General features: G+C 72.7%; 18 protein-coding genes and 3 tRNA genes. 10 read left to right on the top strand and 11 right to left on the bottom strand.

Annotated elements, in window-relative coordinates; translation table 11 throughout:
* The first annotated feature begins 46 nt into the window (after nt 1–46).
* Nucleotides 47–1315 carry an RNA polymerase sigma factor gene (locus AC07FK_RS08180; protein ID WP_479103599.1) on the top strand — a complete coding sequence of 423 codons (1269 nt, stop codon included), beginning with the start codon at nt 47–49 and terminating at the stop codon, nt 1313–1315.
* Nucleotides 1316–1373: 58 nt separating this feature from the next.
* Here AC07FK_RS08180 and AC07FK_RS08175 read toward each other — a convergent pair whose 3' ends face one another.
* From AC07FK_RS08175 to AC07FK_RS08155, 5 genes are all read right to left on the bottom strand, one after another.
* On the bottom strand, nt 1374–1637 hold the full coding sequence (locus tag AC07FK_RS08175) for a glycine zipper domain-containing protein (protein ID WP_479103597.1): 264 nt from the start codon (nt 1635–1637) through the stop codon (nt 1374–1376).
* 6 nt (nt 1638–1643) lie between these two features.
* Nucleotides 1644–3626: an ABC transporter ATP-binding protein gene (locus AC07FK_RS08170; RefSeq protein ID WP_479103595.1), complete on the bottom strand. Its 1983-nt coding sequence runs from the start codon at nt 3624–3626 to the stop codon at nt 1644–1646.
* Entirely contained in the window at nt 3623–5356 is a 1734-nt protein-coding gene (locus tag AC07FK_RS08165; protein ID WP_479103593.1) for an ABC transporter ATP-binding protein, read from the bottom strand. The genes AC07FK_RS08170 and AC07FK_RS08165 overlap by 4 nt, the downstream gene beginning before the upstream one ends.
* 111 nt (nt 5357–5467) lie before the next feature.
* The gene (locus tag AC07FK_RS08160; protein ID WP_479103591.1) at nt 5468–6907 is read right to left on the bottom strand and encodes an FGGY family carbohydrate kinase; all 1440 of its coding nucleotides are present in this window, start codon (nt 6905–6907) and stop codon (nt 5468–5470) included.
* A gap of 78 nt (nt 6908–6985) precedes the next feature.
* A complete protein-coding gene (locus tag AC07FK_RS08155; protein ID WP_453403930.1) occupies nt 6986–7288 on the bottom strand; it encodes a YtxH domain-containing protein in 303 nt (100 codons plus the stop codon).
* Nucleotides 7289–7501: 213 nt separating this feature from the next.
* Between AC07FK_RS08155 and AC07FK_RS08150 the strand changes: the two genes are divergently transcribed.
* From AC07FK_RS08150 to AC07FK_RS08140, 3 genes are all read left to right on the top strand, one after another.
* Nucleotides 7502–7574, top strand: a tRNA-Asn gene (locus AC07FK_RS08150).
* A 5-nt stretch (nt 7575–7579) separates the two neighbouring features.
* Nucleotides 7580–7652, top strand: a tRNA-Asn gene (locus tag AC07FK_RS08145).
* Between the two features lie 167 nt (nt 7653–7819).
* Nucleotides 7820–7893, top strand: a tRNA-Ile gene (locus tag AC07FK_RS08140).
* 121 nt (nt 7894–8014) lie between these two features.
* On the opposite strand, the gene AC07FK_RS08135 is transcribed toward AC07FK_RS08140, so the two are convergent.
* Nucleotides 8015–8383 carry an ArsR/SmtB family transcription factor gene (locus AC07FK_RS08135; protein ID WP_479103589.1) on the bottom strand — a complete coding sequence of 123 codons (369 nt, stop codon included), beginning with the start codon at nt 8381–8383 and terminating at the stop codon, nt 8015–8017.
* A 127-nt stretch (nt 8384–8510) separates the two neighbouring features.
* Here AC07FK_RS08135 and AC07FK_RS08130 point away from each other — a divergent pair, with 127 nt between their 5' ends.
* Together AC07FK_RS08130 and AC07FK_RS08125 are read left to right on the top strand one after the other, a co-directional pair.
* The gene (locus AC07FK_RS08130; protein ID WP_479103588.1) at nt 8511–9947 is read left to right on the top strand and encodes an FAD-dependent oxidoreductase; all 1437 of its coding nucleotides are present in this window, start codon (nt 8511–8513) and stop codon (nt 9945–9947) included.
* Nucleotides 9944–10072, top strand: coding sequence for a hypothetical protein (locus tag AC07FK_RS08125; protein ID WP_479103586.1), 129 nt, complete (start codon nt 9944–9946; stop codon nt 10070–10072). Before AC07FK_RS08130 ends, AC07FK_RS08125 begins: the two co-directional genes overlap by 4 nt.
* 56 nt (nt 10073–10128) lie before the next feature.
* Here AC07FK_RS08125 and AC07FK_RS08120 read toward each other — a convergent pair whose 3' ends face one another.
* The 3 genes from AC07FK_RS08120 to AC07FK_RS08110 form a co-directional block, all read right to left on the bottom strand.
* On the bottom strand, nt 10129–11706 hold the full coding sequence (locus AC07FK_RS08120; protein WP_479103584.1) for a sensor histidine kinase: 1578 nt from the start codon (nt 11704–11706) through the stop codon (nt 10129–10131).
* A gap of 26 nt (nt 11707–11732) precedes the next feature.
* Entirely contained in the window at nt 11733–12776 is a 1044-nt protein-coding gene (gene mreB, locus AC07FK_RS08115; protein WP_453403925.1) for a rod shape-determining protein, read from the bottom strand.
* A gap of 183 nt (nt 12777–12959) precedes the next feature.
* A complete protein-coding gene (locus AC07FK_RS08110) occupies nt 12960–13535 on the bottom strand; it encodes a hypothetical protein (RefSeq protein ID WP_479103582.1) in 576 nt (191 codons plus the stop codon).
* 112 nt (nt 13536–13647) lie between these two features.
* Between AC07FK_RS08110 and AC07FK_RS08105 the strand changes: the two genes are divergently transcribed.
* Nucleotides 13648–14682, top strand: coding sequence for an SCO2400 family protein (locus AC07FK_RS08105; RefSeq protein ID WP_479103580.1), 1035 nt, complete (start codon nt 13648–13650; stop codon nt 14680–14682).
* Between the two features lie 21 nt (nt 14683–14703).
* Here the strand turns inward: AC07FK_RS08105 and AC07FK_RS08100 are convergent, their stop codons facing one another.
* The gene (locus tag AC07FK_RS08100) at nt 14704–15126 is read right to left on the bottom strand and encodes a MarR family winged helix-turn-helix transcriptional regulator (protein ID WP_479103578.1); all 423 of its coding nucleotides are present in this window, start codon (nt 15124–15126) and stop codon (nt 14704–14706) included.
* Between the two features lie 100 nt (nt 15127–15226).
* Between AC07FK_RS08100 and AC07FK_RS08095 the strand changes: the two genes are divergently transcribed.
* The gene (locus AC07FK_RS08095; RefSeq protein ID WP_479103577.1) at nt 15227–16246 is read left to right on the top strand and encodes an NADP-dependent oxidoreductase; all 1020 of its coding nucleotides are present in this window, start codon (nt 15227–15229) and stop codon (nt 16244–16246) included.
* A gap of 67 nt (nt 16247–16313) precedes the next feature.
* Complete coding sequence (locus AC07FK_RS08090) at nt 16314–16742, top strand: organic hydroperoxide resistance protein (protein ID WP_479103575.1); 429 nt, start codon at nt 16314–16316, stop codon at nt 16740–16742.
* 94 nt (nt 16743–16836) lie between these two features.
* Here the strand turns inward: AC07FK_RS08090 and AC07FK_RS08085 are convergent, their stop codons facing one another.
* A complete protein-coding gene (locus AC07FK_RS08085; protein ID WP_479103573.1) occupies nt 16837–19410 on the bottom strand; it encodes a M14 family zinc carboxypeptidase in 2574 nt (857 codons plus the stop codon).
* A 194-nt stretch (nt 19411–19604) separates the two neighbouring features.
* Here AC07FK_RS08085 and AC07FK_RS08080 point away from each other — a divergent pair, with 194 nt between their 5' ends.
* The gene (locus AC07FK_RS08080; RefSeq protein ID WP_479103572.1) at nt 19605–20117 is read left to right on the top strand and encodes a GNAT family N-acetyltransferase; all 513 of its coding nucleotides are present in this window, start codon (nt 19605–19607) and stop codon (nt 20115–20117) included.
* Nucleotides 20118–20119: the final 2 nt, after the last annotated feature.

Below are 20119 nucleotides of genomic sequence, written 5' to 3'. Positions count from 1 at the left end.
GCCGGCCCACGCCGAGCGGGCCTCACACCCCGCGGATCCGCTCGACGTGAACGGGACGGACGGCGGCCCGCTCGCCGCTCCCGTCCCGCTGCCGCACGCCCCCGAACCGGCAGCGATCACCCTGGAGGTCGCCCCCGTGCAGACCCAGACCCAGACGTTGACCGGCGTCGTCGCGCAGGTCCCTCCGCAGAACCGGGGCGATCTCCGTCCCGAAACCGAAGCGGAAGCGCAAACGGGAGCCGACACCCGGGCCGAGGCCGGGGCGGAGCCCGACGACGAGACGGTCGAGGCCGAGGCCGAGGCGGAGCTCGCCGAGCCCGACGTCCTCGTCGAGGACCCGCCCGACGCCCCCGAGACACCCGACGCGTCCGAGCGCCGGCGCAACACGCGGGCGGACGCCTCGGGCCCGTCGTCCGACCTCTTCCGGCAGTACCTGCGCGAGATCGGCCGCATCCCCCTCCTCACCGCCGCCGAGGAGGTCGACCTGGCCCGCAAGGTCGAGGCCGGTCTGTTCGCCGAGGAGAAACTCCGGTGCACCCCCGACCCGGACTCCCGGCTGGCCGTCGACCTGGACCGGCTCGTGGTCATGGGCCGCATGGCCAAACGCCGCCTGATCGAGGCGAATCTGCGGCTCGTCGTGTCCGTCGCCAAGCGGTACGTCGGCCGCGGCCTGACCATGCTCGACCTCGTCCAGGAGGGCAATCTCGGCCTCATCCGCGCCGTGGAGAAGTTCGATTACGCCCGCGGCTACAAGTTCTCGACGTACGCGACCTGGTGGATCCGCCAGGCCATGTCGCGCGCCCTGGCCGACCAGGCCCGCACGATCCGCGTTCCGGTCCACGTCGTCGAGCTGATCAACCGCGTCGTGCGGGTCCAGCGAAGGATGCTCCAGGAGCGGGGTTACGAACCGACCCCCGAGGAGGTCGCCGCCCACCTGGAACTCACCCCCGAGCGCGTCGGCGAGGTACTGCGCCTGGCCCAGGAACCGGTGTCGCTGCACGCCCCCGTGGGCGAGGAGGACGACGTGGCGCTCGGCGACCTCATCGAGGACGGCGACGCCGCCTCCCCCGTGGAGTCCGCGGCCTTCCTGCTCCTGCGTGAGCATCTGGAGGCGGTGCTCTCCACGCTCGGCGAGCGCGAACGCAAGGTCGTCCAGCTCCGCTACGGCCTGGCCGACGGCCGCCCCCGCACCCTGGAGGAGATAGGCCGTCTCTTCGGCGTGACGCGCGAACGCATCCGCCAGATCGAGTCCAAGACCCTCAGCAAGCTGCGGGACCACGCCTTCGCGGACCAGCTCCGCGGCTACCTGGACTGACGACGGCCGCCCGGGTCCACCAGGGACCGGGCGGCCGTCCTTCCGCGTACGGGCTCCCTCAGGAGGCGTCGGCCGCCTCCGCGCCCCGGGCGTTCTTGGCCTTCCTGCGGGCGTCGATCGTGGCTCCGATCCCCACGCCGACGCACATGCCGCACGCGATCCCGGTGCCCAGGTTGTCGAGCAGCAGCGCCCCGAAGGCCACCCCGAACGTCATCCCGAGCGACAGCCCGAGAGCGGTGCCCGAGACGGGCCCCTTCGCTCCGGCCGTCCCCTCGCCCGTCCCGGCGTCCGCCGGTTCGTTCCCCGCCGTGTTCTGCGTCATGGTCGATCAGTCCACTTCAGCCACCGCCTGAGCGAACTGTGCGGCGTACAGGCGCGCGTAAGCGCCCTGTGCCGCCAACAGCTCCTCATGCGTCCCCTGTTCAACGATGGACCCATTCTCCATCACCAAGATCACGTCGGCGTCCCGGATCGTGGACAGCCGGTGCGCGATCACGAAACTCGTACGGCCGTGCGCCAGCCGTGCCATCGCCTTCTGGATCAGCACCTCCGTCCGGGTGTCGACGGAGCTCGTCGCCTCGTCGAGGACCAGGATCACCGGATCCGACAGGAACGCCCGCGCGATCGTGATCAGCTGCTTCTCGCCCGCGCTGACCCCCGCCCCGTCGTCGTCGATCACCGTGTCGTACCCGTCCGGCAGCGTCCGTACGAAACGGTCCGCGTGGGCGGCCCGGGCCGCCTCCTCGATCTCCTCGCGGGTGACCTCCCGCGACGCCGGCGCCCCGTACGCGATGTTGTCGGCGATCGTGCCGCCGAACAGCCAGGTGTCCTGGAGGACCATCCCGATGCCCGCACGCAACTCCTCCCGCGGCACCTTCGCGGCGTCGACGCCGTCCAGCAGGATCCGGCCGCCCGTCACTTCGTAGAACCGCATGAGCAGGTTCACCAGCGTCGTCTTGCCCGCGCCCGTCGGCCCGACGATCGCGACCGTCTGCCCCGGCTCGACCGTGAGCGACAGATCCTCGATGAGCGGCTTGTCCGGCTCGTACCGGAAGGACACCTTCTCCAGGACCGCCCGCCCCCGCATCGCCGACGGCTCGGTCGAACCCGGCGACCCCGGCGAACCGGGTGACGGAAGTGCGGCCCGCTCCGGGCCCGCCACGTCCGGCTCCTGCTCCGGCGCGTCCAGCAGTTCGAAGATCCGCTCCGCCGAGGCGACCCCCGACTGTACGAGGTTCGCCATCGACGCGACCTGCGTCAGCGGCATGGAGAACTGCCGCGAGTACTGGATGAACGCCTGCACGTCACCGATCGACAGCGCGCCCGAAGCCACCCGCAGCCCGCCGACCACGGCTACCAGCACGTAATTGAGGTTGCTCACGAAGAACATCAGTGGCTGCATGACCCCGCTGTTGAACTGGGCCCTGAACCCGGCCTGGTACAGCGCGTCGTTCTGCTCCCGGAACGCCGCCGCCGACTCGTCCTGCCGGCCGAAGACCTTCACCAGCGCGTGACCGGAGTACATCTCCTCGATGTGCGCGTTCAGCTTGCCCGTCGTCTTCCACTGCCGCACGAACTGCGGCTGGGACCGCTTGCCGACCTTCGCCGCCACCACGACCGACAGCGGTACGGTCACCAGGGCGACCAGCGCCAGCAGTGGTGACATCCAGAACATCATCACCAGCACGCCGACGATGGTCAGCAGGGAGTTGATGAGCTGCCCCATCGTCTGCTGCATGGTCTGCGAGATGTTGTCGATGTCGTTCGTCGCCCGGCTGAGCACCTCGCCGCGCTTCTGCCGGTCGAAGTACCTCAGCGGCAGCCGCGACAGCTTCGCCTGCACGTCCTCGCGCAGCCGGAACACGGTCCCGTTGATGATCCGGATCGACAGCCGCGTCGACACCAGCATCAGCAGCCCGGCGCCCGCGTAGACCGCGAGCGCGATCAGCAGTACGTCGCCGACCGCCCCGAAGTCGATGCCCCGGCCGGGTGTGAACGCCACCCCGGAGAGCATGTCGGCGAGTCCGCCGTCGCCCTCCTCCCGCAGGCGCTCGACGACCTGCGCCTTGCTCCCGCCGTCCTGCGTCTGCCGGCCGACGACCCCCGCGAAGACGAGGTCGGTCGCCCGTCCCAGGATCATCGGGCCGACCACCGAGAGCGCGACGCTCAGCACGCACGCCGCGAGCATCCACCACAGCGCGACCCGCTCGGGAGCGAACTGCCGCAGCAGCCGCTTCCCCGAGCCCTTGAAGTCCATCGACCGCTCGGCCGGCGCTCCGCCGGCCATCATGCGTCCACCGGGCCCGCTCATGCCGCCTCAGCCTCCGTCAGCTGGGAGAGCACGATCTCCCGGTACGTCGCGTTGCCTGCCATCAGTTCGTGATGGCGTCCCGTGCCGACCACCCGGCCCTCGTCCAGGACCACGATCCGGTCGGCGTCGCGGATCGTCGACACCCGCTGGGCGACGATCACCACCGTCGCGTCGGCCGTCTCCCGCCCCAGCGCGGCCCGCAGCGCCGCGTCGGTCGAGTAGTCCAGCGCGGAGAACGAGTCGTCGAACAGGTAGATCTCCGGCCGGCGCACCAGCGTGCGCGCGATCGCGAGACGCTGCCGCTGGCCGCCCGAGACGTTCGTACCGCCCTGCGAGACCGGCGCGTTCAGCCCGCCGTCGAGCCCTTCCACGAACTCCCGGGCCTGCGCGACCTCCAAGGCGTGCCACAGCTCCTCGTCCGTGGCGTCCGGCTTCCCGTACCGCAGATTCGTCGCGACCGTCCCGGAGAACAGATAGGGCCTCTGCGGAACCAGCGACACGGTCCTCGCCATCAGCACCGGATCGAGGGTCCGTACGTCGACCCCGTCCACCAGCACCTGGCCGCCCGTCGCGTCGAACAATCGCGGCACGAGCCCGAGCAGCGTCGACTTCCCGCTGCCCGTCGACCCGATGATCGCCGTCGTCTCGCCCGGACGCGCCACCAGGTCGACGTCCCGGAGCACCGGCTCCTCGGCGCCCGGATACCGGAACTCCGCGCCGCGCAGCTCCAGTTCCCCGCGCCGGCGCAGCTCCCGCACCGGCTCCTTCGGAGGCGCGACGCTCGACGCCGTGTCCAGGACCTCCTCGATGCGCTCGGCGCAGACCTCGGCGCGGGGCACCATCATGAACATGAAGGTGGCCATCATCACGGCCATCACGATCTGCATCAGATACGCGAGGAACGCGGTCAGCGCCCCGATCTCCATGCCGCCGCCGTCGATCCGGTGTGCGCCGAACCAGACCACCGCGACGCTGGAGACGTTCACGACCGTCATGACGATGGGGAACATCAGGGCCATCAGCCGGCCCGAGGACAGCGACACGTCCGTCAGCGCGGTGTTCGCCTCCCGGAAGCGGCCCCTCTCGTACTCGTCCCGTACGAACGCCCTGATCACGCGGTTGCCGGTGATCTGCTCGCGCAGCACCTGGTTCACGGTGTCGAGCCGCTCCTGCATCGTGCGGAACAGCGGTCGCATGCGCCGTACGATCAGGCCCACCGAGATCCCGAGGACCGGGACGACCGCCAGCAGCACACCCGACAGCGGCACGTCCTGGCCGAGTGCCATGACGATGCCGCCGACGCACATGATCGGCGCCGACACCATCAGCGTGAACGCCATCAGCACCAGCATCTGCACCTGCTGCACGTCGTTCGTCGTACGCGTGATCAGCGAGGGAGCCCCGAAGTGCCCCACCTCCCGCGCCGAGAAGCTCTGCACGCGGTCGAAGACGGCCGCCCGCACATCCCTTCCGAGCGCCGCCGCGGTCCGCGCGCCGTAGTAGACCGCGCCGATGTTGCAGACGACCTGGACGAGGCTGACGGCGATCATGACGCCGCCGAACTCCAGGATGTAACCGGTGTCCCCGGCCACGACACCGTTGTCAATGATGTCCGCGTTGAGGGTGGGCAGATAGAGCGTGGCGGAGGTCTGCAGCAGTTGCAGCAGGACCAGCAGGGCGATGGGTTTCTTGTACGGGCGGAGGTGGGCCCGCAGGAGTCCTATGAGCACGCGGAGTCTCTCGGTGTCGGCACGATCGGGGTTCGACCCATCCTCCGCCACCGGGCCCCGGCATTTCCAAAGGATTGAATCATCGCCGGGTCAAGTCTCCGGAAGGCCGGCTCACGCCCCGCCGAACGCCCCCGGGTGGATCTGGTCGCGCGTCGCCCCGTACTGCTGACGCACCGCCTGGCCCACCGCCAGCTCGTCGCCGGGCTCCAGCACCTGCGCCGCCGCGCCCAGCCAGGCCGGCGGGGTGTGCGGGGCCAGCGTGCCGTGCGACACGCCGAGCGCCCACGCCGCCTGCCGCGCCGCGCCCAGCGCCGCGTACTCGGCGGGCTGCGGCACGACCACCTGCGTACCGAAGATCGCGGGCGCCGCCGCCTGTACCGCGGGGAGCTCGGCCGCGGCCCCCAGCAGGAACACCCGCCGGACCTGCACACCCCGGGCCCGCAGCACGTCCAGGGCGTCGGCCAGCGAGCACAGCATCCCCTCGAAGGCCGCCCGCGCCAGGTGCTCCGGCTTCATCGACTCGCGCCGCAGCCCGCTCAACGTACCGGCGGTGTGCGGAAGTTGCGGCGTGCGCTCCCCTTCGAGATACGGCAGGAGTACGAGCCCGTACGCGCCGGGCGACGACGTGAGCGCCAGGTCCGAGAGCCCTTCGAGATCGGTCCCCAGCAGATCGGCCGTGCCGCGCAGCGCCCGCACCGCGTTGAGCGTGTGCACGACCGGCAGATGCATCCCGGTGGCGTCCGCGAACGACGTGATGAGCCCGCTCGAATCCGCCAGCCCCTCGTGGTGCACGGCCATGACGGAGCCCGAGGCCCCCAGCGACACGACGGCGTCCCCGACCGCCACGCCCAGCCCGAAGGCGGCGGCCATGGTCTCGCCGGTGCCGGCGGAGATCAGCAGGCCCTCGGGGGTGGTTCCGGCGGCTTCGGCGGGGCCGAGCACCTCGGGCAGCGCGGCCTGGTGCCCGAGCGCCAGCTCGACCAGGTCGGGCCGGTAGGAGCCGGTCACGGCCGACCAGTAACCGGTCCCCGAGGCGGCGCCCCGGTCGGTGGTCCGTCGGGCCGGCCGCCCGAGCAGCTGCCACACCAGCCAGTCGTGCGGCTGCATCAGGGCGGTGGTGCGCTGCGCCGACTCGGGTTCGCTGCGGGCGAGCCAGCGGAGCTTCGCGACCGGCTGCGCGGCCTGCGGCACGCAGCCGACGGCCTCCGCCCAGGCCTGACGCCCGCCGAGCGCGTCGACCAGATCGGCCGCCGCGACCTGGGCCCGCTTGTCGTTGCCGAGCAGCGCCGGACGCACCGGCGAACCCTGGGCGTCGAGCGGGACGAGTCCGTGCTGCTGCGCCGACACGCCGATGGCCTGCACGCCCTCCAGCAGCCCGCCGGCCGCGGCCTCGCCCAGTGACAGCAGCCACACCTGTGGATCGGCCTCGGTGGATTTCGCCTCCACCGGGTGCGGGGCGTACCCCTGCCGCAGCACGGAACCCGTATCCGCGTCACACACGACGATGCGGGTGGAACCTGACGAACTGTCCAAGCCGGCGACTATCCCCATGTACGAGATTCTGCCGCATCAGGCACAGGAAACGCGCCGGACCGGTGCGTGACCGGGTCCGGCGCGCTCGTGGGCCGGCTAGGTGTTGGTCGTACCCCAGTCGTCGGCCTCGGAGGCCTGGCCGCGCTCGCGCAGGGAGCGGACGCGCTCGGTCACCGAGCCGGGGATCCGGTCGCCGACCTTGTCGCTCACGGTGTGGAACGCCTTGTCCGCGAAGTCGCGTCCGTTGTGGGCGGCGGACTCGGCGGCGTTGCGTACGGCGGGGTTCTGGGCGACCTGCCGCGCGGACTTCTTCAGCTGCTCGTAGCGCTCACGTCCGGCGCGGGTCCCGAGCACGTACCCGAGGGCCAGTCCGGCGATGAATGTGAGCCGATAGCGCATGGCTGTCACCCTTCTCTTGCGTCGGCGGTCCCCTGGGGCCGGGGGAGTTTCGGACCGCGGGGCTGTGCTGGCCGCCTACCCCGGGGCGCCCGTGATCAGTCAGGGCGATACCGATTGGCGGAGCACCCCCCTGCTTGCGCTAATGTATGTGTCGCAGCGAGCACACGCCCCCCGGGACGCCATCCGGTGGGTACGTTCGGTGCAACGCAGCAATCCCCTGTAGCTCAATTGGCAGAGCAGCCGGCTGTTAACCGGCAGGTTACTGGTTCGAGTCCAGTCGGGGGAGCGCGATCCCCTGTAGCTCAATTGGCAGAGCATTCGGCTGTTAACCGGAGGGTTACTGGTTCGAGTCCAGTCGGGGGAGCGGTAAGAAAAAGGGCCCCTCAGGGGTCCTTTTTCGTTTCTCCCGCAACCGCGCAGGCGGCAGCGCAGTCCTCATGGGCATGCGTAGCCGACCACCCGAGGCAGGAGATCGTATGAGCGGCTATGCTGCGGCAGACGGCGCGCACAAATGTGCGCGACGCGCCGTTAGGGGCGGTAGCTCAGCCGGTTAGAGCAGCGGACTCATAATCCGTCGGCCGTGGGTTCGAGTCCCACCCGCCCCACTCGATCGCAGGTCAGAAGAAACGTTCTGGCCTGCTTCTTCGTTGAGGGCCCACCTGCGCCGGTCCGGCGCCCGGGCCATGTCCGGCCGCGGGGCAGCCGTGCGTCTCGCGCCGACGGCGATCAGACCGCGGCGGACGCGTTCGTCAGCAACTGGCCCATGGCGGCGAGCACCGAGGGTTCGACGCGGTAGTACACCCACGTGCCGCGCCGCTCCGAGCTGAGCAGGCCGGCCTCCTTCAGCTTCTTCAGATGGTGGGAGACGGTCGGCTGCGAGACGCCCACGTCGGAGATGTCGCAGACGCATGCCTCTCCGCCCTCGTGCGAGGCGACCGCCGAGAACAGCCGAAGCCGTACGGGATCACCGAGCGCCTTGAACATCTTCGCCGCGCGCTCCGCCTCGTCGGCACTGAAGGGGCGTTCCGTCAGCGGCGGGCAGCACGGCGCCACCGACTCGGCCTCCAGCAGCGGCAGCTTCCTCGTGTTCGACATGCATCTATGTTGACACATGTCGAAACAGCGGCAGAGGGGCGGCGTCCCTCGACGTCGATTTCGATGTGTGTCTATGTTGACGTTCATCGAATCAGGTGCCAGGCTGGCAACGCCACCACATCGACAGATGTCGAATCAACAAGGAGTCGCCGTGAACGCCGCGCCCGCCACCACCACCCTGCCCGTCATCGTGATCGGCGCCGGACCCACCGGCCTGGCCGCCGCCGCCCACCTGGCCGAACGCGGCATCGAGGCCCTGGTCCTGGAGGCCGGTCCCGCCGCGGCGGCCGCCGTACGGGAGTGGTCGCACGTCCGGCTGTTCTCCACCTGGGGCGAGCTGACCGACCCGGCCGCCGAGAAGCTCCTCGCCCCGACCGGCTGGAGCAGGCCCGGCGCGACCTGTCCGACCGGCGGCGACTGGGTCGCGCTCTACCTCCAGCCGCTCGCCGACGCCCTCGGGGAGCGCGTCAGCTACGGCGCCACGGTCACCGGCGTCTCCCGGGCCGGCCGCGACCGCGTCGTCGACGCCGACCGCGACGCCCAGCCCTTCGTCGTCCACGTCACCCGCGCCGACGGCCGGGAGGAGCGCCTGTTCGCCCGCGCCGTGATCGACGCCTCCGGGACCTGGGCCACGCCCGGCCCGGCCGGCGGCAGCGGGCTGCCCGCACTCGGGGAGAAGGACGCCGCCGACCGCATCACCTACCGCGTCCCCGATTTCGACGACCCTGCCACGCGCGCCCGTTACGCCGGCAGGCGCACCGCAGTCATCGGCTCCGGCGCGTCCGCCTTCACCGCCCTCGCCTCGCTGGCCGCCCTGGCCCGCGCCGACGACGGCCACGGCACGCGGGCGCTGTGGATCCTGCGCCGCGGGATCTCCGGCTCCACCTTCGGCGGCGGCGCCGCCGACCAGCTCCCCGCACGCGGCGCGCTGGGCCTCGCGGCCAAGGCCGCCGTCGACGACGGGCACGCCGACGCGGTCACCGGCTTCCGCACCGACGCGATCGAGCGCGACGGCGACGACCGCCTGGTCCTGGTCGGCGAGGACGGACGGCGTCTCGACGCCGTGGACGAGCTCGTCGTACTGACGGGCCTGCGTCCCGACCTGTCCTTCCTCTCCGAGATCCGCCTCGGCCTCGACGAGCGGCTCCAGGCGCCGGTCGAGCTGGCGCCGCTGATCGACCCCAACCAGCACTCCTGCGGCACCGTCCACCCCCACGGGCACCGCGAGCTCTCGCACCCCGAACAGGGCGTCCACCTCGTCGGCATGAAGTCGTACGGACGCGCCCCCACCTTCCTGGCCCTCACCGGGTACGAGCAGGTCCGCTCCGTCGTCGCCGCCCTCGCCGGCGACCTCGCCTCCGCCGACCGCGTCGAACTCACCCTGCCCGAGAGCGGGGTCTGCGGCGGCGCGGGACTCTTCGACGAGCCCGCGGCAGGTGCGGAGGCCGGCGCCGGGGGCTGCTGCGCCCCCGTGCCCGCGCTGATCCAGGCCGGCGCCGTCGCGGCGGCCGAACCGGCTCCCGCCGGGCGGCAGGCGGGAGCCGGCGCCTGCCGCGGCTCGTGACGAAGCTCCGCGCCCCCGAGCGCGCGGTCGCGACCGGCGCGGGGGAACGGTCGCGGCCCCTCGCCGCCGTGCCCGCCCTGTGCGCCACCCGGATCACCGGCCGGGGCGTCGTCTCCTGCGCCTGAGCTTTCCGGCGCGTGACAGAGGCCCGGCGCCGGGCACGGCACCGTCGGATCCCGCGTCAGAGCGGGGCCTGCCAGGTGAACGTCGTGCCGTGCCCACCCGCCCGCGTCTCGCCGTCGTCGGTCACCGTCAGCCGTACGGCCGCCCGCCCGTCCTGCGCCCCGGCCCGCGCGTCGATCTCCACCCGCACCCTCGTGACCCCCGCCCGCCGGTGCGCCGCCGCGAGCGCGCCGCGCAGTTCGGCCGTCAGGCGAAGGCCCACGGTCTCCGGGACCAGGGCGTCCACCGCGCCCGTGAAGCGCACCGACGGCTGGAAGCCGAGCAGGGTGGCCGCGCCGGCCGTCTCGCGCAGGACCCGGCCCCGGAAGGTGGCGGGCGCGTCGGCCGGGGGCTGCTGCAGCGCGAAGATGGCGGTCCGTACCTCCTGGATGGTGGAGTCCAGCTCGTCCACCGCCGCGCCGAGCAGCTCGTCCAGGTCCGCCTGCGCGGATGCCCGCCGCCGGGTTGACTCCAGCATCATCTCGGTGGCGAACAGCCGCTGTACGACCAGGTCGTGCAGGTCGCGCGCGATCCGGTCGCGGTCCTCGAACACCGCCAGCCGCTTCCGGTCGTGCCTGCTGTCCGCCATGACGAGGGCCAGCGCCGCCTGCGAGGCGAACTGCGAGGCGAGCAGGCGCTCGGCCGCCGCGTAGGGAGGGCCGCCGCGCCGCCTCGGCAGGGCCAGTGTGCCGATCAGCCTGCCGCCGCTCTGGAGCGGCAGCATCATGCTCGGCCCGAACCGGGTCCGTACCCGCGTCGTCATCCGCTCGTCGGTCGCCGCGTCCTCGACGAACACCGGCTCGCCGCCGAGCAGTTGCTCCAGGACCGGGCTGCCGGGCTCGATGACGGTGCCGATCAGGTCGGCCGGGTCGTCGTGCGTGGAGGCGGCGACGATCTCCATGCCGCCCTCGGGCGTGGGCTGGAGAATCACTCCCGCCGAGGCGTCGGCGAGGATACGGGCCTGCTCGGCCACGGTCGTCAGCGCGTCCTCCGCGCTCACCCCGGCCAGCAGGGCCGTGGTGACGGCGGCGGCGCCCTCGATCCAGCGCTCCCGGACGCGCACCGTCTCGTACAGCCGGGCGTTGCCGATCGCGATGCCCGCCTGAGAGGCGAGCACCCGCAGCAGCGCCAGGTCGTCCGCCGTGAAGCCGGCCGCCCCGGCCTTCCCCCGCTTCCCGGTCAGGTACAGGTTGCCGAACACCTCGGTGTCCACCCGGATCGGGACGCCGACGAAGGACTTCATTGCGGGGTGCCCGGGCGGCAGGCCCGCCGAGCGGGCGTCGGCCGGCAGGTCGGAGACGAGCAGCGGCCGCCGCTCCCGCACGAGGTGTCCGATCAGGCCGGAGGCGCCGTCGGGCAGCCGGCCGGCGCGCTCGCGCGTTTCCTCGTCGACGCCCGAGGTGAACAGCTCGCCGACGACGCCGCGCTCGGGGTCGAGCACACCGAGCGCGCCGTACCGTGCCCCGGCCAGGCCAGTGGCGGTGTCCACGATGTGCTGGAGGGTGGTGCGCAGGTCGAGGTCGGAGCCGACGTTCAGGACGGCCTCCAGCAGCACCGGCAGCCGGGGCGTCACGCCGGCCCCGCCCTCCGGGTTCACGTGCCGCCCCGTACGCACCGCGCCGCTCAGCCCGAGCCGCTGACCGGTTCGAGGCTCATCGGCTGGACCTTGCCCTCCAGCATCGCCCCGAGCCCGAGCACGGAGCAGACGTCCGGCCGCTCCGCGATGTGCACCGGCATGCCCGTCGCGTCGCGCAGCATCTGGTCGAGGCCCGGCAGCAGGGCGCTGCCGCCGACCATCATGATGCCGCGGTCGGCCAGGTCGGCGACCAGATCGGGCGGGCAGTCGCGCAGGACCTTCCCGATGCCGTCGAGCACGGCCGTCAGCGGGGTGTGGATGGCCTGGCGCACGGCGGCGGTGTCGACGTGTACGGAGCGGGCGAGGCCGGTCGCCACGTCGCGGCCGTGGATCTCGGTGGACGCCGGTCCCTCCGCCGTCAGGCCGTTGCCCCGCAGAGCCAGTTGCAGGGGACGTACGGACTGACTCGGCAGCATCAGCTCGTGCTCCTGGCGCAGGTGCTGGATCACCGCGTGGTCGATGGCGTTGCCGCCGATCGGGATCCGCTCGGCGGTGACGATCGAGCCGAGCGAGAGCACCGCGACCTGCGTGGCCGCTGCCCCGCACACCATGATCATCGTGGCCGAGGGCTGCTCCACGGGCAGCCCGCAGCCGACGGCCGCAGCGATGAGCGTGTCGACGAGCTCGACGCGGCGCGCGCCGAGACCGATGAGCGTCTCGACGGCCGCGCGGCGGGCGAGCGGGTCGCTGTCGTGCGGCGTGCAGGCGGCGGCGCGCAGCCGCGGCTTGCGGCGGAGCTGGCGGCGCAGCTTCTCCCCGATGAGGTGGCGCAGCATGCGCTGGGCCATCTCGATGTCGACGACGGTGCCGCCGGAGACGGGGCGTACGACGCGGATGTAGTCGGGCGTACGGCCCGTCATCTGTTCGGCGAAGGCGCCGACGGCGATGAGCGCGCCGGTGCGGGTGTTCACGGCGGCCACACTCGGCTCGTCGACGACGAGCCCCACACCCTTCACGAAAACCCGGGTCCGGGCGGCCCCGAGATCGACGGCGATATGGCAACGGCGCAACTGCTCAAGACTGACGGTCACGGCAGGTTCTCCCGAGAGCGCTGACGGACCGGCGGATGCCGGTCCTGCTTCGCATCGTGCGGCGGCCGGTGGCCGTCCGCGCGCTGGGTGAGCCGGTCGGGCGTACGAGCTGACGGACTGCCAGGAGCCGGACCGGGCCGGGAGGGGGCGGCGGTGGCCGGTGACGGGCGGGGTGCGGCGAGGTCATGCACCGCCGGGAAGGGCCACGCGCTGCAGCAGTCCCCAGGTGAACTCCGTGACGCAGGGTTTGCCGCCGGGCAGCGTCAGTGCGAGCCGCATGCGCGTGGGCGCGGTTCCCTCCATCGGGCGAGCCGGCGGGAAGGCGCGGGCCGCCTCGTCGACGGTGCACGACCAGGGGCGCAGATCGTCCGCGGTCCGCAGGTCGGGACCGGGCGCACCGGGGGCGCGGACCAGCCACTCGTTCCACACGGCGCCGCCCGGCGCGGTCAGCACCTCGAAGCGCAGACCGGGCCAGAGCGGCACCGGCCAGCTCAGGGCGTCGCACTCCAGGTCGCCGATCCTGCGCCGTACGGACGTCTCGGGCGGCCCGAGCACCGAGCGGTAGCGCGCCGCGGAGCCGCGGGCGCGGGGCGAACGCGCCATCGCCTGCCAGCGTCGGTTGGCCTCGCGCATCTGCCCGAGCGTCACGCCGAGCTCGCGGCGGGCGTCCTCCACCAGATCGGGCTGGTGGTCGGCCATCCGGCGCAGCAGCACGAGCTGGAAGTCGAGCGGCCCGAAGCGATGCGTGCCGGTATCCATGCCTCCATCCTGCCTGGCCGCACTGACACACCGCGGAACGGGCGCTTCCACACAGGATCCTCACACCTTCGGCTCCCGATGGTGACCCTGTGACGCATAACCTGCGGGCGCCATGGACTACTGCCACTCCTGCCGCAGGCACCTCAACGGCGCTCTGGCCTGCGCCGGATGCGGAGCCCCCGTCGGTGAACTCGGCCGCACCGCGCCCGCGGACTACGCCGCGCCCGCCGAGCCCGCCGACTACACAGCCCGTCACTACGAGGGAGGCGCCGACGGTTACGGCGGCCACGGCGTTCACGCGGCTCATGGTGTCCATGACGTGCACGGCCACGACCAGCACGGTTATGACGCTCCAGGGACGTACGGTCTTCCCGGTACTCAGGGCGCTGACGGCGGTCACCGGGCGGGCGCCCGGCCCGACGCCTACGACGCGCCCGACGCGCCCGATGCGCCCGATGCGCCCGGTGCGTACGACACCCCCGACAGCGACGACACCCCCGGCGACGACGACGCGCCCGACGGCGACGCCTCCCTCCCCGCCTCCCCCGGCCGCGCCGCCCGCCGTACGGAGCGGGCCCGCGGCGGCCGCAGGGCGCACCGCCGCCGCGGCCGCAAGGTGGCACTCGTGGGCATGGGGCTGGTGCTGGCCGGTGGTGCGCTGAGCCTGGCCGAGCTGGCGACCGAGTCGTCGGGCGAGGGATGGATCTCGCGGGCCGTGCACGGTGAGGGGGACGGCGACGGGGAGGACGGCGACGGGGGCGGCTCCGGAGAGCCGTCGGCGACCGGCGCCGCGGGCGCCGGTGAGGGCGTGGGCGCGGAGGCCGACCCGTCGGCGTCCGGGCGCAGTGCGTCCGCGTCGGCGTCGGCCTCTCCCTCGGACAGCGGTTCGCCGTCCGCCAAGCCCTCGAAGTCGGCCTCCGCGAAGGCCACCGGCACCGCGGGCGCCACCGCCTCGGGCGAGGAGTCGGTCCCCGGCGAACCTCCCCAGGAGCCCGGCGCAGTGCCGTCTTCCGCCCCGGCGCCCGAGGAGCCGGCGCCGCCCCCGCCGCCGGCCTCGTCCGCGGACCCGGGCCCGCCTCCCCAGCCGACACCGGAGCCCACGCCGACCGAGGAGGAGTGCGACCGGTTCCTGTGGTGGTGCTCCTGAGGGGGCGCCGACCCCGGGAGGTCAGTTCCCGAGCATCCGCTTCAGCAGGTCGCGCAGTGCGGTGCGCTCGTCGTCGGACAGCTCACCGAGCGGCTCCCGCGCGAAGTCCAGCGACTCGCGCAGCCTCGCCGCGGTCCGCCGCCCTTCCTCCGTGGCGGCGGCGAGCTTGACGCGCCGGTCCGCGGGGTCGGGCCGCCGCTCGACGAGGCCGCGCGCCTCCAGCCGGTCGACGATCCCCGTGATGTTCGACGGCTCGCACTTCAATTTCCTGGCTATCCGCCGCATGGCCATCGGCTCGATGGACAGCAGACTCAGCACGCGCGCCTGGGCTCCGGTGAGGGCGTGCTCCGCCGCCGCCTCGTCGTACTCCTGGTGGTAGCGGGAGACGACCTCGCCGATGAGCTCGACGACTTCGAGAGTCAGAGGGTCTGTACGCGGGGCCATGGGACCTATCGTACCGCTTTACTTGACAATCTTAAATATCCAGGAGCATGATTGTTTCAGTATCTGAAGCTTTGAAGCTTTTCCAAGGAGGTCGCACCGCATGACCGCACTGCCCACGACCGGCCGCTCCTGGCACCTCGTCGCCCGCCCGCATGGTTGGCCCAAGTCCGAGGACTTCGCGCTGCGTGAAGCCCCGGTGACAGAGCCCGGCGAGGGTCGGATCCTGGTCCGCAACCTCCACTTCTCCGTCGACCCCTACATGCGCGGCCGCATGAACGACGTGAAGTCGTACATACCGCCGTTCAAGCTGGACCAGCCGATGGACGGCGGCGCGGTCGGCGAGGTCATCGCCTCCGCCGACGAGCGCTTCGCCGTCGGCGACCACGTGCTGCACGGGCTGGGCTGGCGCGAGTACGCCGAGGTCCCCGCGAAGCACGCCACCAAGGTCGACGCCGCGCTCGCCCCGCTCTCCGCCTACCTCGGCGTGCTCGGCATGCCGGGCCTCACCGCGTACGCGGGCCTCTTCGAGGTCGCCTCCTTCAAGGAGGGCGACGCGGTCTTCGTCTCCGGCGCGGCCGGCGCCGTCGGCAGCCAGGTCGGCCAGCTGGCGAAGCTGCGGGGCGCCTCGCGCGTCATCGGTTCTGCGGGCTCGGACGAGAAGGTCAAGCACCTCGTCGAGGACCTCGGCTTCGACGCCGCCTTCAACTACAAGAACGGCCCGGTCGCGCAGCAGCTGCGCGAGGCCGCTCCCGACGGCATCGACGTGTACTTCGACAACGTCGGCGGCGACCACCTCGAAGCGGCCATCGGTTCCCTGAACGTCCACGGCCGCGCGACCATCTGCGGCATGATCGCGCAGTACAACGACACGGAGTCCACGCCGGGCCCGCGCAACATGGCGCAGATCATCGGCAAGCGCCTGCGGCTCCAGGGCGTGCTGGTCGGCGACCACGCCGCACTCCAGCCGCAGTTCGTCCAGGACGTCTCGGCCTACATCCGCTCGGGCGAGCTCAAGTACAGCGAGACGGTCGTCGAGGGCATCGAGAAGGGCTACGACGCGTTCGTCGGGCTCCTCCGTGGCGAGAACACCGGCAAGATGATCGTTTCCCTCACCCGATAAGCTCACCCCCAGCCGCCGCGGTCGTGGGCGCGAGTCGCGGCGTACACAGCAGGAGGAATGCTTCAGCATGACCATTCTCGACATAGACGTGAAGTACACCGCTGTCGCCACCGCCGAGAACGGCCGTGACGGCCGCGTCGCGACGGACGACGGCAAGCTGGACGTCGTCGTCAACCCGCCGAAGGAGATGGGCGGCAGCGGCGCCGGCACCAACCCGGAGCAGCTGTTCGCCGCCGGCTACAGCGCCTGCTTCCAGGGTGCGCTGGGTGTCGTCGCGCGCAAGGAGAACGTGGACGTCTCCGGCTCGACCGTGACCGCGAAGGTCGGCATCGGCTCGAACGGGAACGGCGGCTTCGGCCTCGAGGTCGCGCTCTCCGCGCACATCCCGAACGTGGACGAGGCCACCGCCCTGGACCTGTTGGAGAAGGCGCACCAGGTGTGCCCCTACTCCAACGCGACCCGCGGCAACATCAAGGTCGACCTGGCCGTCGTCTGACGTCCGGACGCGACGCGGGGCGACCCGTCGCCTCCAGCCGCTTCGCGTGACACGAAGGGCCGCACCCCGCTCGGGTGCGGCCCTTCGCCGCGCCTCAGCCCGCCGCGTGGAACAGCGCCCGCCCGACCTGCGCGAACACGCCCTTCGGGTGCGCGCGGAACAGCGGCTCCGTGCCGAACAGCACGACTCCCGCGCCCTTCGCCGACGTACCGCTGACCACGGCCGCCCGGCCGGCCGCGGCTGCCGTCCCGCCGCCGCCGTCCCGCGCCGCACGCCAGTGGCCGGACACGAGGGGGTTCCCCCCGCCGTACGACTGGTCGACGCGCACGCCCGGACCCAGGTCGGTGAACCACACCGGGGAGTAGACGAAGGTGTGCGCGGGCGCGCCGCCGGACACCGCGCCGCCCGCGTTGACGACCCGGACGACGCCGTTGGCGTCCTCGTTGCCCTCGACCGGCTTCACCGCCAGCAGACCCGCGTCGGCGTTGAGCGCCGCGCCCGCCGCTCCGCGCCCGACCAGGCCGCCGCCCCCGGCGAGGAACGCGTCGAGCGCGTCGCGCGCGGGCGCGTCGAGCTTCCCGTACTCCAGGCCGCCCGACACGAACAGCACGTCCGCCTTCGACCAGTCGAAGCCCGCGTTGAGCACCGCCGTCGAGACGGGCGTGACGTCGAAGCCCATCTCCCGCAGCGCGAGCAGCTCGCCCGGCGCCACCGCCGCCGCCACCCGCGTGCGGTGCAGCGCGGCCACGCCCTTCGCCCCGGTCGTGTGGAAGGCGACGCCGTGCCGCTCGGCGAGCGCGGCGGCCTTGCGGCGGGCCGATGCGGGCACGAGCGCACTGCCGTCGGCCGTACGCCGCACCTGTACGCCGTCCCGCAGCAGGGAGTTGAGCGCCGCCAGCTCCCCGGGGTCGTCGAGCCGCAGCCGCAGGGCGCCGCGCGGAGCGACGTACCCGGCGGACGAGGCGGCGCGGACCGGGTGCCCGGGAACGCCGAGTTTCCCCGGACCGGCCGTGCGCACCTCCTCCACGCTCGCGCCCCACAGCAGCCCGAGGCTCCAGCCGGAGATGTCGTACATCGTCGAGACGTCCGCGCTGATGTCCCGGCCCGCGGCCAGGATCACGTTGGCCAGACCGCGCTTGGGCTGCCGCATGTCGACGACGTATGAGCCCGCCTCGTACGAGCGCCCGCCGAGCCGGAAGTCGCGGCGCGCCCGCTCGACGCGCACGTCGTTGGCGACGAGGTGGTCGACGAGCCGGGCCGCCGCTGTCGCGGAGCGCTGGCCGCGGCCCGCCGGGACGACGTACGCCCGGGGGAAGTCGGTCGTGTAGACGTCCTCGGGCCCGATGCCGGGCACGCCCGGGACCGTCTCCCCGGACACCGGCACCTGCGCCGCGCCCGCCGCGCCGCGCCGGAACGTCTCGATCTGGTCGGCGATCACCGAGGACCGGTTGCGCGCCGTGTGGTCGAGCGTCGCGCGCATCGCCGCGCCCGCGATGTCCGTGTTGACGGCGGCCCTGCGGCGCAGCTCCGCGACCGGCAGGGTGTCGTACGCCCGGTTGTTGACCTGGAGCGGGAACTCGATGGTGTGCGCCGCGACCGCGCCCTGGAAGGGCATGTACTGCGGCGTGAAGATCGGCGGCCAGTCGTCCCAGCCCTCCTCCTGGTCGCGGAAGGGGATGACGGCGGGCTCGACGCCGTCCTTCGCGGCCGTGTAGCCGAGGCCGTTGACGGCGGCCTCCATGCCGAGCGCGTTGGCGTAGGAGTTCTTGAGGAACAGGTCGTACTCGTAGTTCTCGCCGTGCGGCGGGGTCGTCGGCTCGATCAGCGTGCCGTTGACGTACCCGTGCAGGTCGATCATCACGGCCGGCTGCTTGTCGATGGCGATCCGCCGGATCGCGCGCGCCTCCGGCTGGGTCGCGGTGATGAAGTCCCGGTTGAGGTCGAAGCCGTTGGCGTTGGCGCGGGTGCCGGCGATCCGCCCGTCGGGGTTGGCCGTGACGTTCAGGTGGATACGGGTCTTCGCCAGCAGATCGGCTGTCCTGCGGTCCTTGGCCTTCGCCAGCTCCTCGACGAGCCTCAGGGCGGCGTCCGTGCCCTCCCACTCGTTGCCGTGGATGTTGTTGTTGATGAACACCGGTGCCTTGTAGGCGGACTTGACGCGCCGGTCCCGGGCGGCGGCCGACGGCGCGTTCTCGATCAGCTCCCGCATCCGCTCCTGCTCGCGGGCCTGGCGGTCGCTCTCCGGCGCGGTGACCGTCACCAGGTACAGCTCGTGCCCGCCGGCGGACCTCCCGGCGACCTCGACGCTCACCCGGTCGCCCAGCTTCTGCAGCGCGTTGAGCTTCGGCGCGATGGAGTGGTACGGCGTGAGACCCAGCTTGATGGACTTGTCGGCCGGGTCCGGCGCGGGCGGCGTCAGGTGCGTACGGCGCGGATACCCGCCGCCGTGCCGCAGCCCGGAGGGCGCCCGGCCGGAGTCGAGCGCCCGCGCGGCGGCCCCGGCCGGGGTGCGTGCCGCCTGCCCCTGACCGGCGGCCCGCTCCCGGTGCACGCCGTCGCCGTCGCCCGGCGGGCCGGGCCGGGCCGTGGCGGCGACGGGGGAGAGCAGGAGTGCGCTCGCCATGGCGGCGGTGGTGACGAGGAGCGGCCTCGGTATGCCTGTGCCCATACGTTCCTCCGGGTGCGGCGGAAGCGATCAGAGATGATCGTCACGCAGGGTCTACCCGGTGAATCCCGCCCGGACAAGGGGGCGTTGGGCCATCTCCCGCCCACGACTCGCGTGCTGCGGCTCTCGGCGGCGGCCGGTCCGCCCGTGCGGAAAAGGGGAAGCCCCGAACCGGCCACCCCCTGTACGGTCCCCCTGTGCCGCCACCGTCCTCCCCCCTGCGCCTGACGCGTCTGCGCGACGATCACGCCCCTGCCGTCCTCGCCTTCGAGCGGGAGAACCGCGCCTACTTCGCCCGGTCCGTGCCCGACCGGGGCGACGACTACTTCCGCCACTTCGCGGCCCGCCACGCCGCGCTCCTCGCCGAGCAGGACGCCGGAGTGTGCCACTTCCACCTGCTCCTGGACGACGACGGCGCGGTCCTGGGACGCGTCAACCTGGTCGACGTCGAGAACGGCAGCGCCGACCTCGGCTACCGCGTCGCCGAACGCGCCGCCGGCCGCGGCCTCGCCGTCGCCGCCGTACGGGAGATCCGCGTCCGTGCCGCGACCGCGTACGGACTCACCGCCCTCACCGCCGCCACCACGCTCGGCAACGCCGCCTCGCACGCCGTACTGGCCCGCACCGGCTTCGTCCCGGTCGGCGACACCGACCTCGACGGGCAGCCGGGCACGCGGTATCGGCTCCGCCTGGACCAGTGGATAGGCTGAAC

This window comes from Streptomyces sp. NPDC046122, assembly GCF_056429965.1.
The sequence above is the reverse complement of the archived record's forward strand: the minus strand, read 5'-3'. Positions and strand labels throughout refer to the sequence as shown.

Coding starts and splice junctions, on each gene's coding strand:
- AC07FK_RS08175 (WP_479103597.1), bottom strand. CDS start 1,637: ATGACGCAGAACACGGCGGGGAACGAACCGGCGGACGCCGGGACGGGC.
- AC07FK_RS08170 (WP_479103595.1), bottom strand. CDS start 3,626: ATGAGCGGGCCCGGTGGACGCATGATGGCCGGCGGAGCGCCGGCCGAG.
- AC07FK_RS08160 (WP_479103591.1), bottom strand. CDS start 6,907: ATGGGGATAGTCGCCGGCTTGGACAGTTCGTCAGGTTCCACCCGCATC.
- AC07FK_RS08155 (WP_453403930.1), bottom strand. CDS start 7,288: ATGCGCTATCGGCTCACATTCATCGCCGGACTGGCCCTCGGGTACGTG.
- AC07FK_RS08135 (WP_479103589.1), bottom strand. CDS start 8,383: ATGTCGAACACGAGGAAGCTGCCGCTGCTGGAGGCCGAGTCGGTGGCG.
- AC07FK_RS08130 (WP_479103588.1), top strand. CDS start 8,511: ATGTCGAATCAACAAGGAGTCGCCGTGAACGCCGCGCCCGCCACCACC.
- AC07FK_RS08110 (WP_479103582.1), bottom strand. CDS start 13,535: ATGGATACCGGCACGCATCGCTTCGGGCCGCTCGACTTCCAGCTCGTG.
- AC07FK_RS08105 (WP_479103580.1), top strand. CDS start 13,648: ATGGACTACTGCCACTCCTGCCGCAGGCACCTCAACGGCGCTCTGGCC.
- AC07FK_RS08100 (WP_479103578.1), bottom strand. CDS start 15,126: ATGGCCCCGCGTACAGACCCTCTGACTCTCGAAGTCGTCGAGCTCATC.
- AC07FK_RS08095 (WP_479103577.1), top strand. CDS start 15,227: ATGACCGCACTGCCCACGACCGGCCGCTCCTGGCACCTCGTCGCCCGC.
- AC07FK_RS08090 (WP_479103575.1), top strand. CDS start 16,314: ATGACCATTCTCGACATAGACGTGAAGTACACCGCTGTCGCCACCGCC.
- AC07FK_RS08085 (WP_479103573.1), bottom strand. CDS start 19,410: ATGGGCACAGGCATACCGAGGCCGCTCCTCGTCACCACCGCCGCCATG.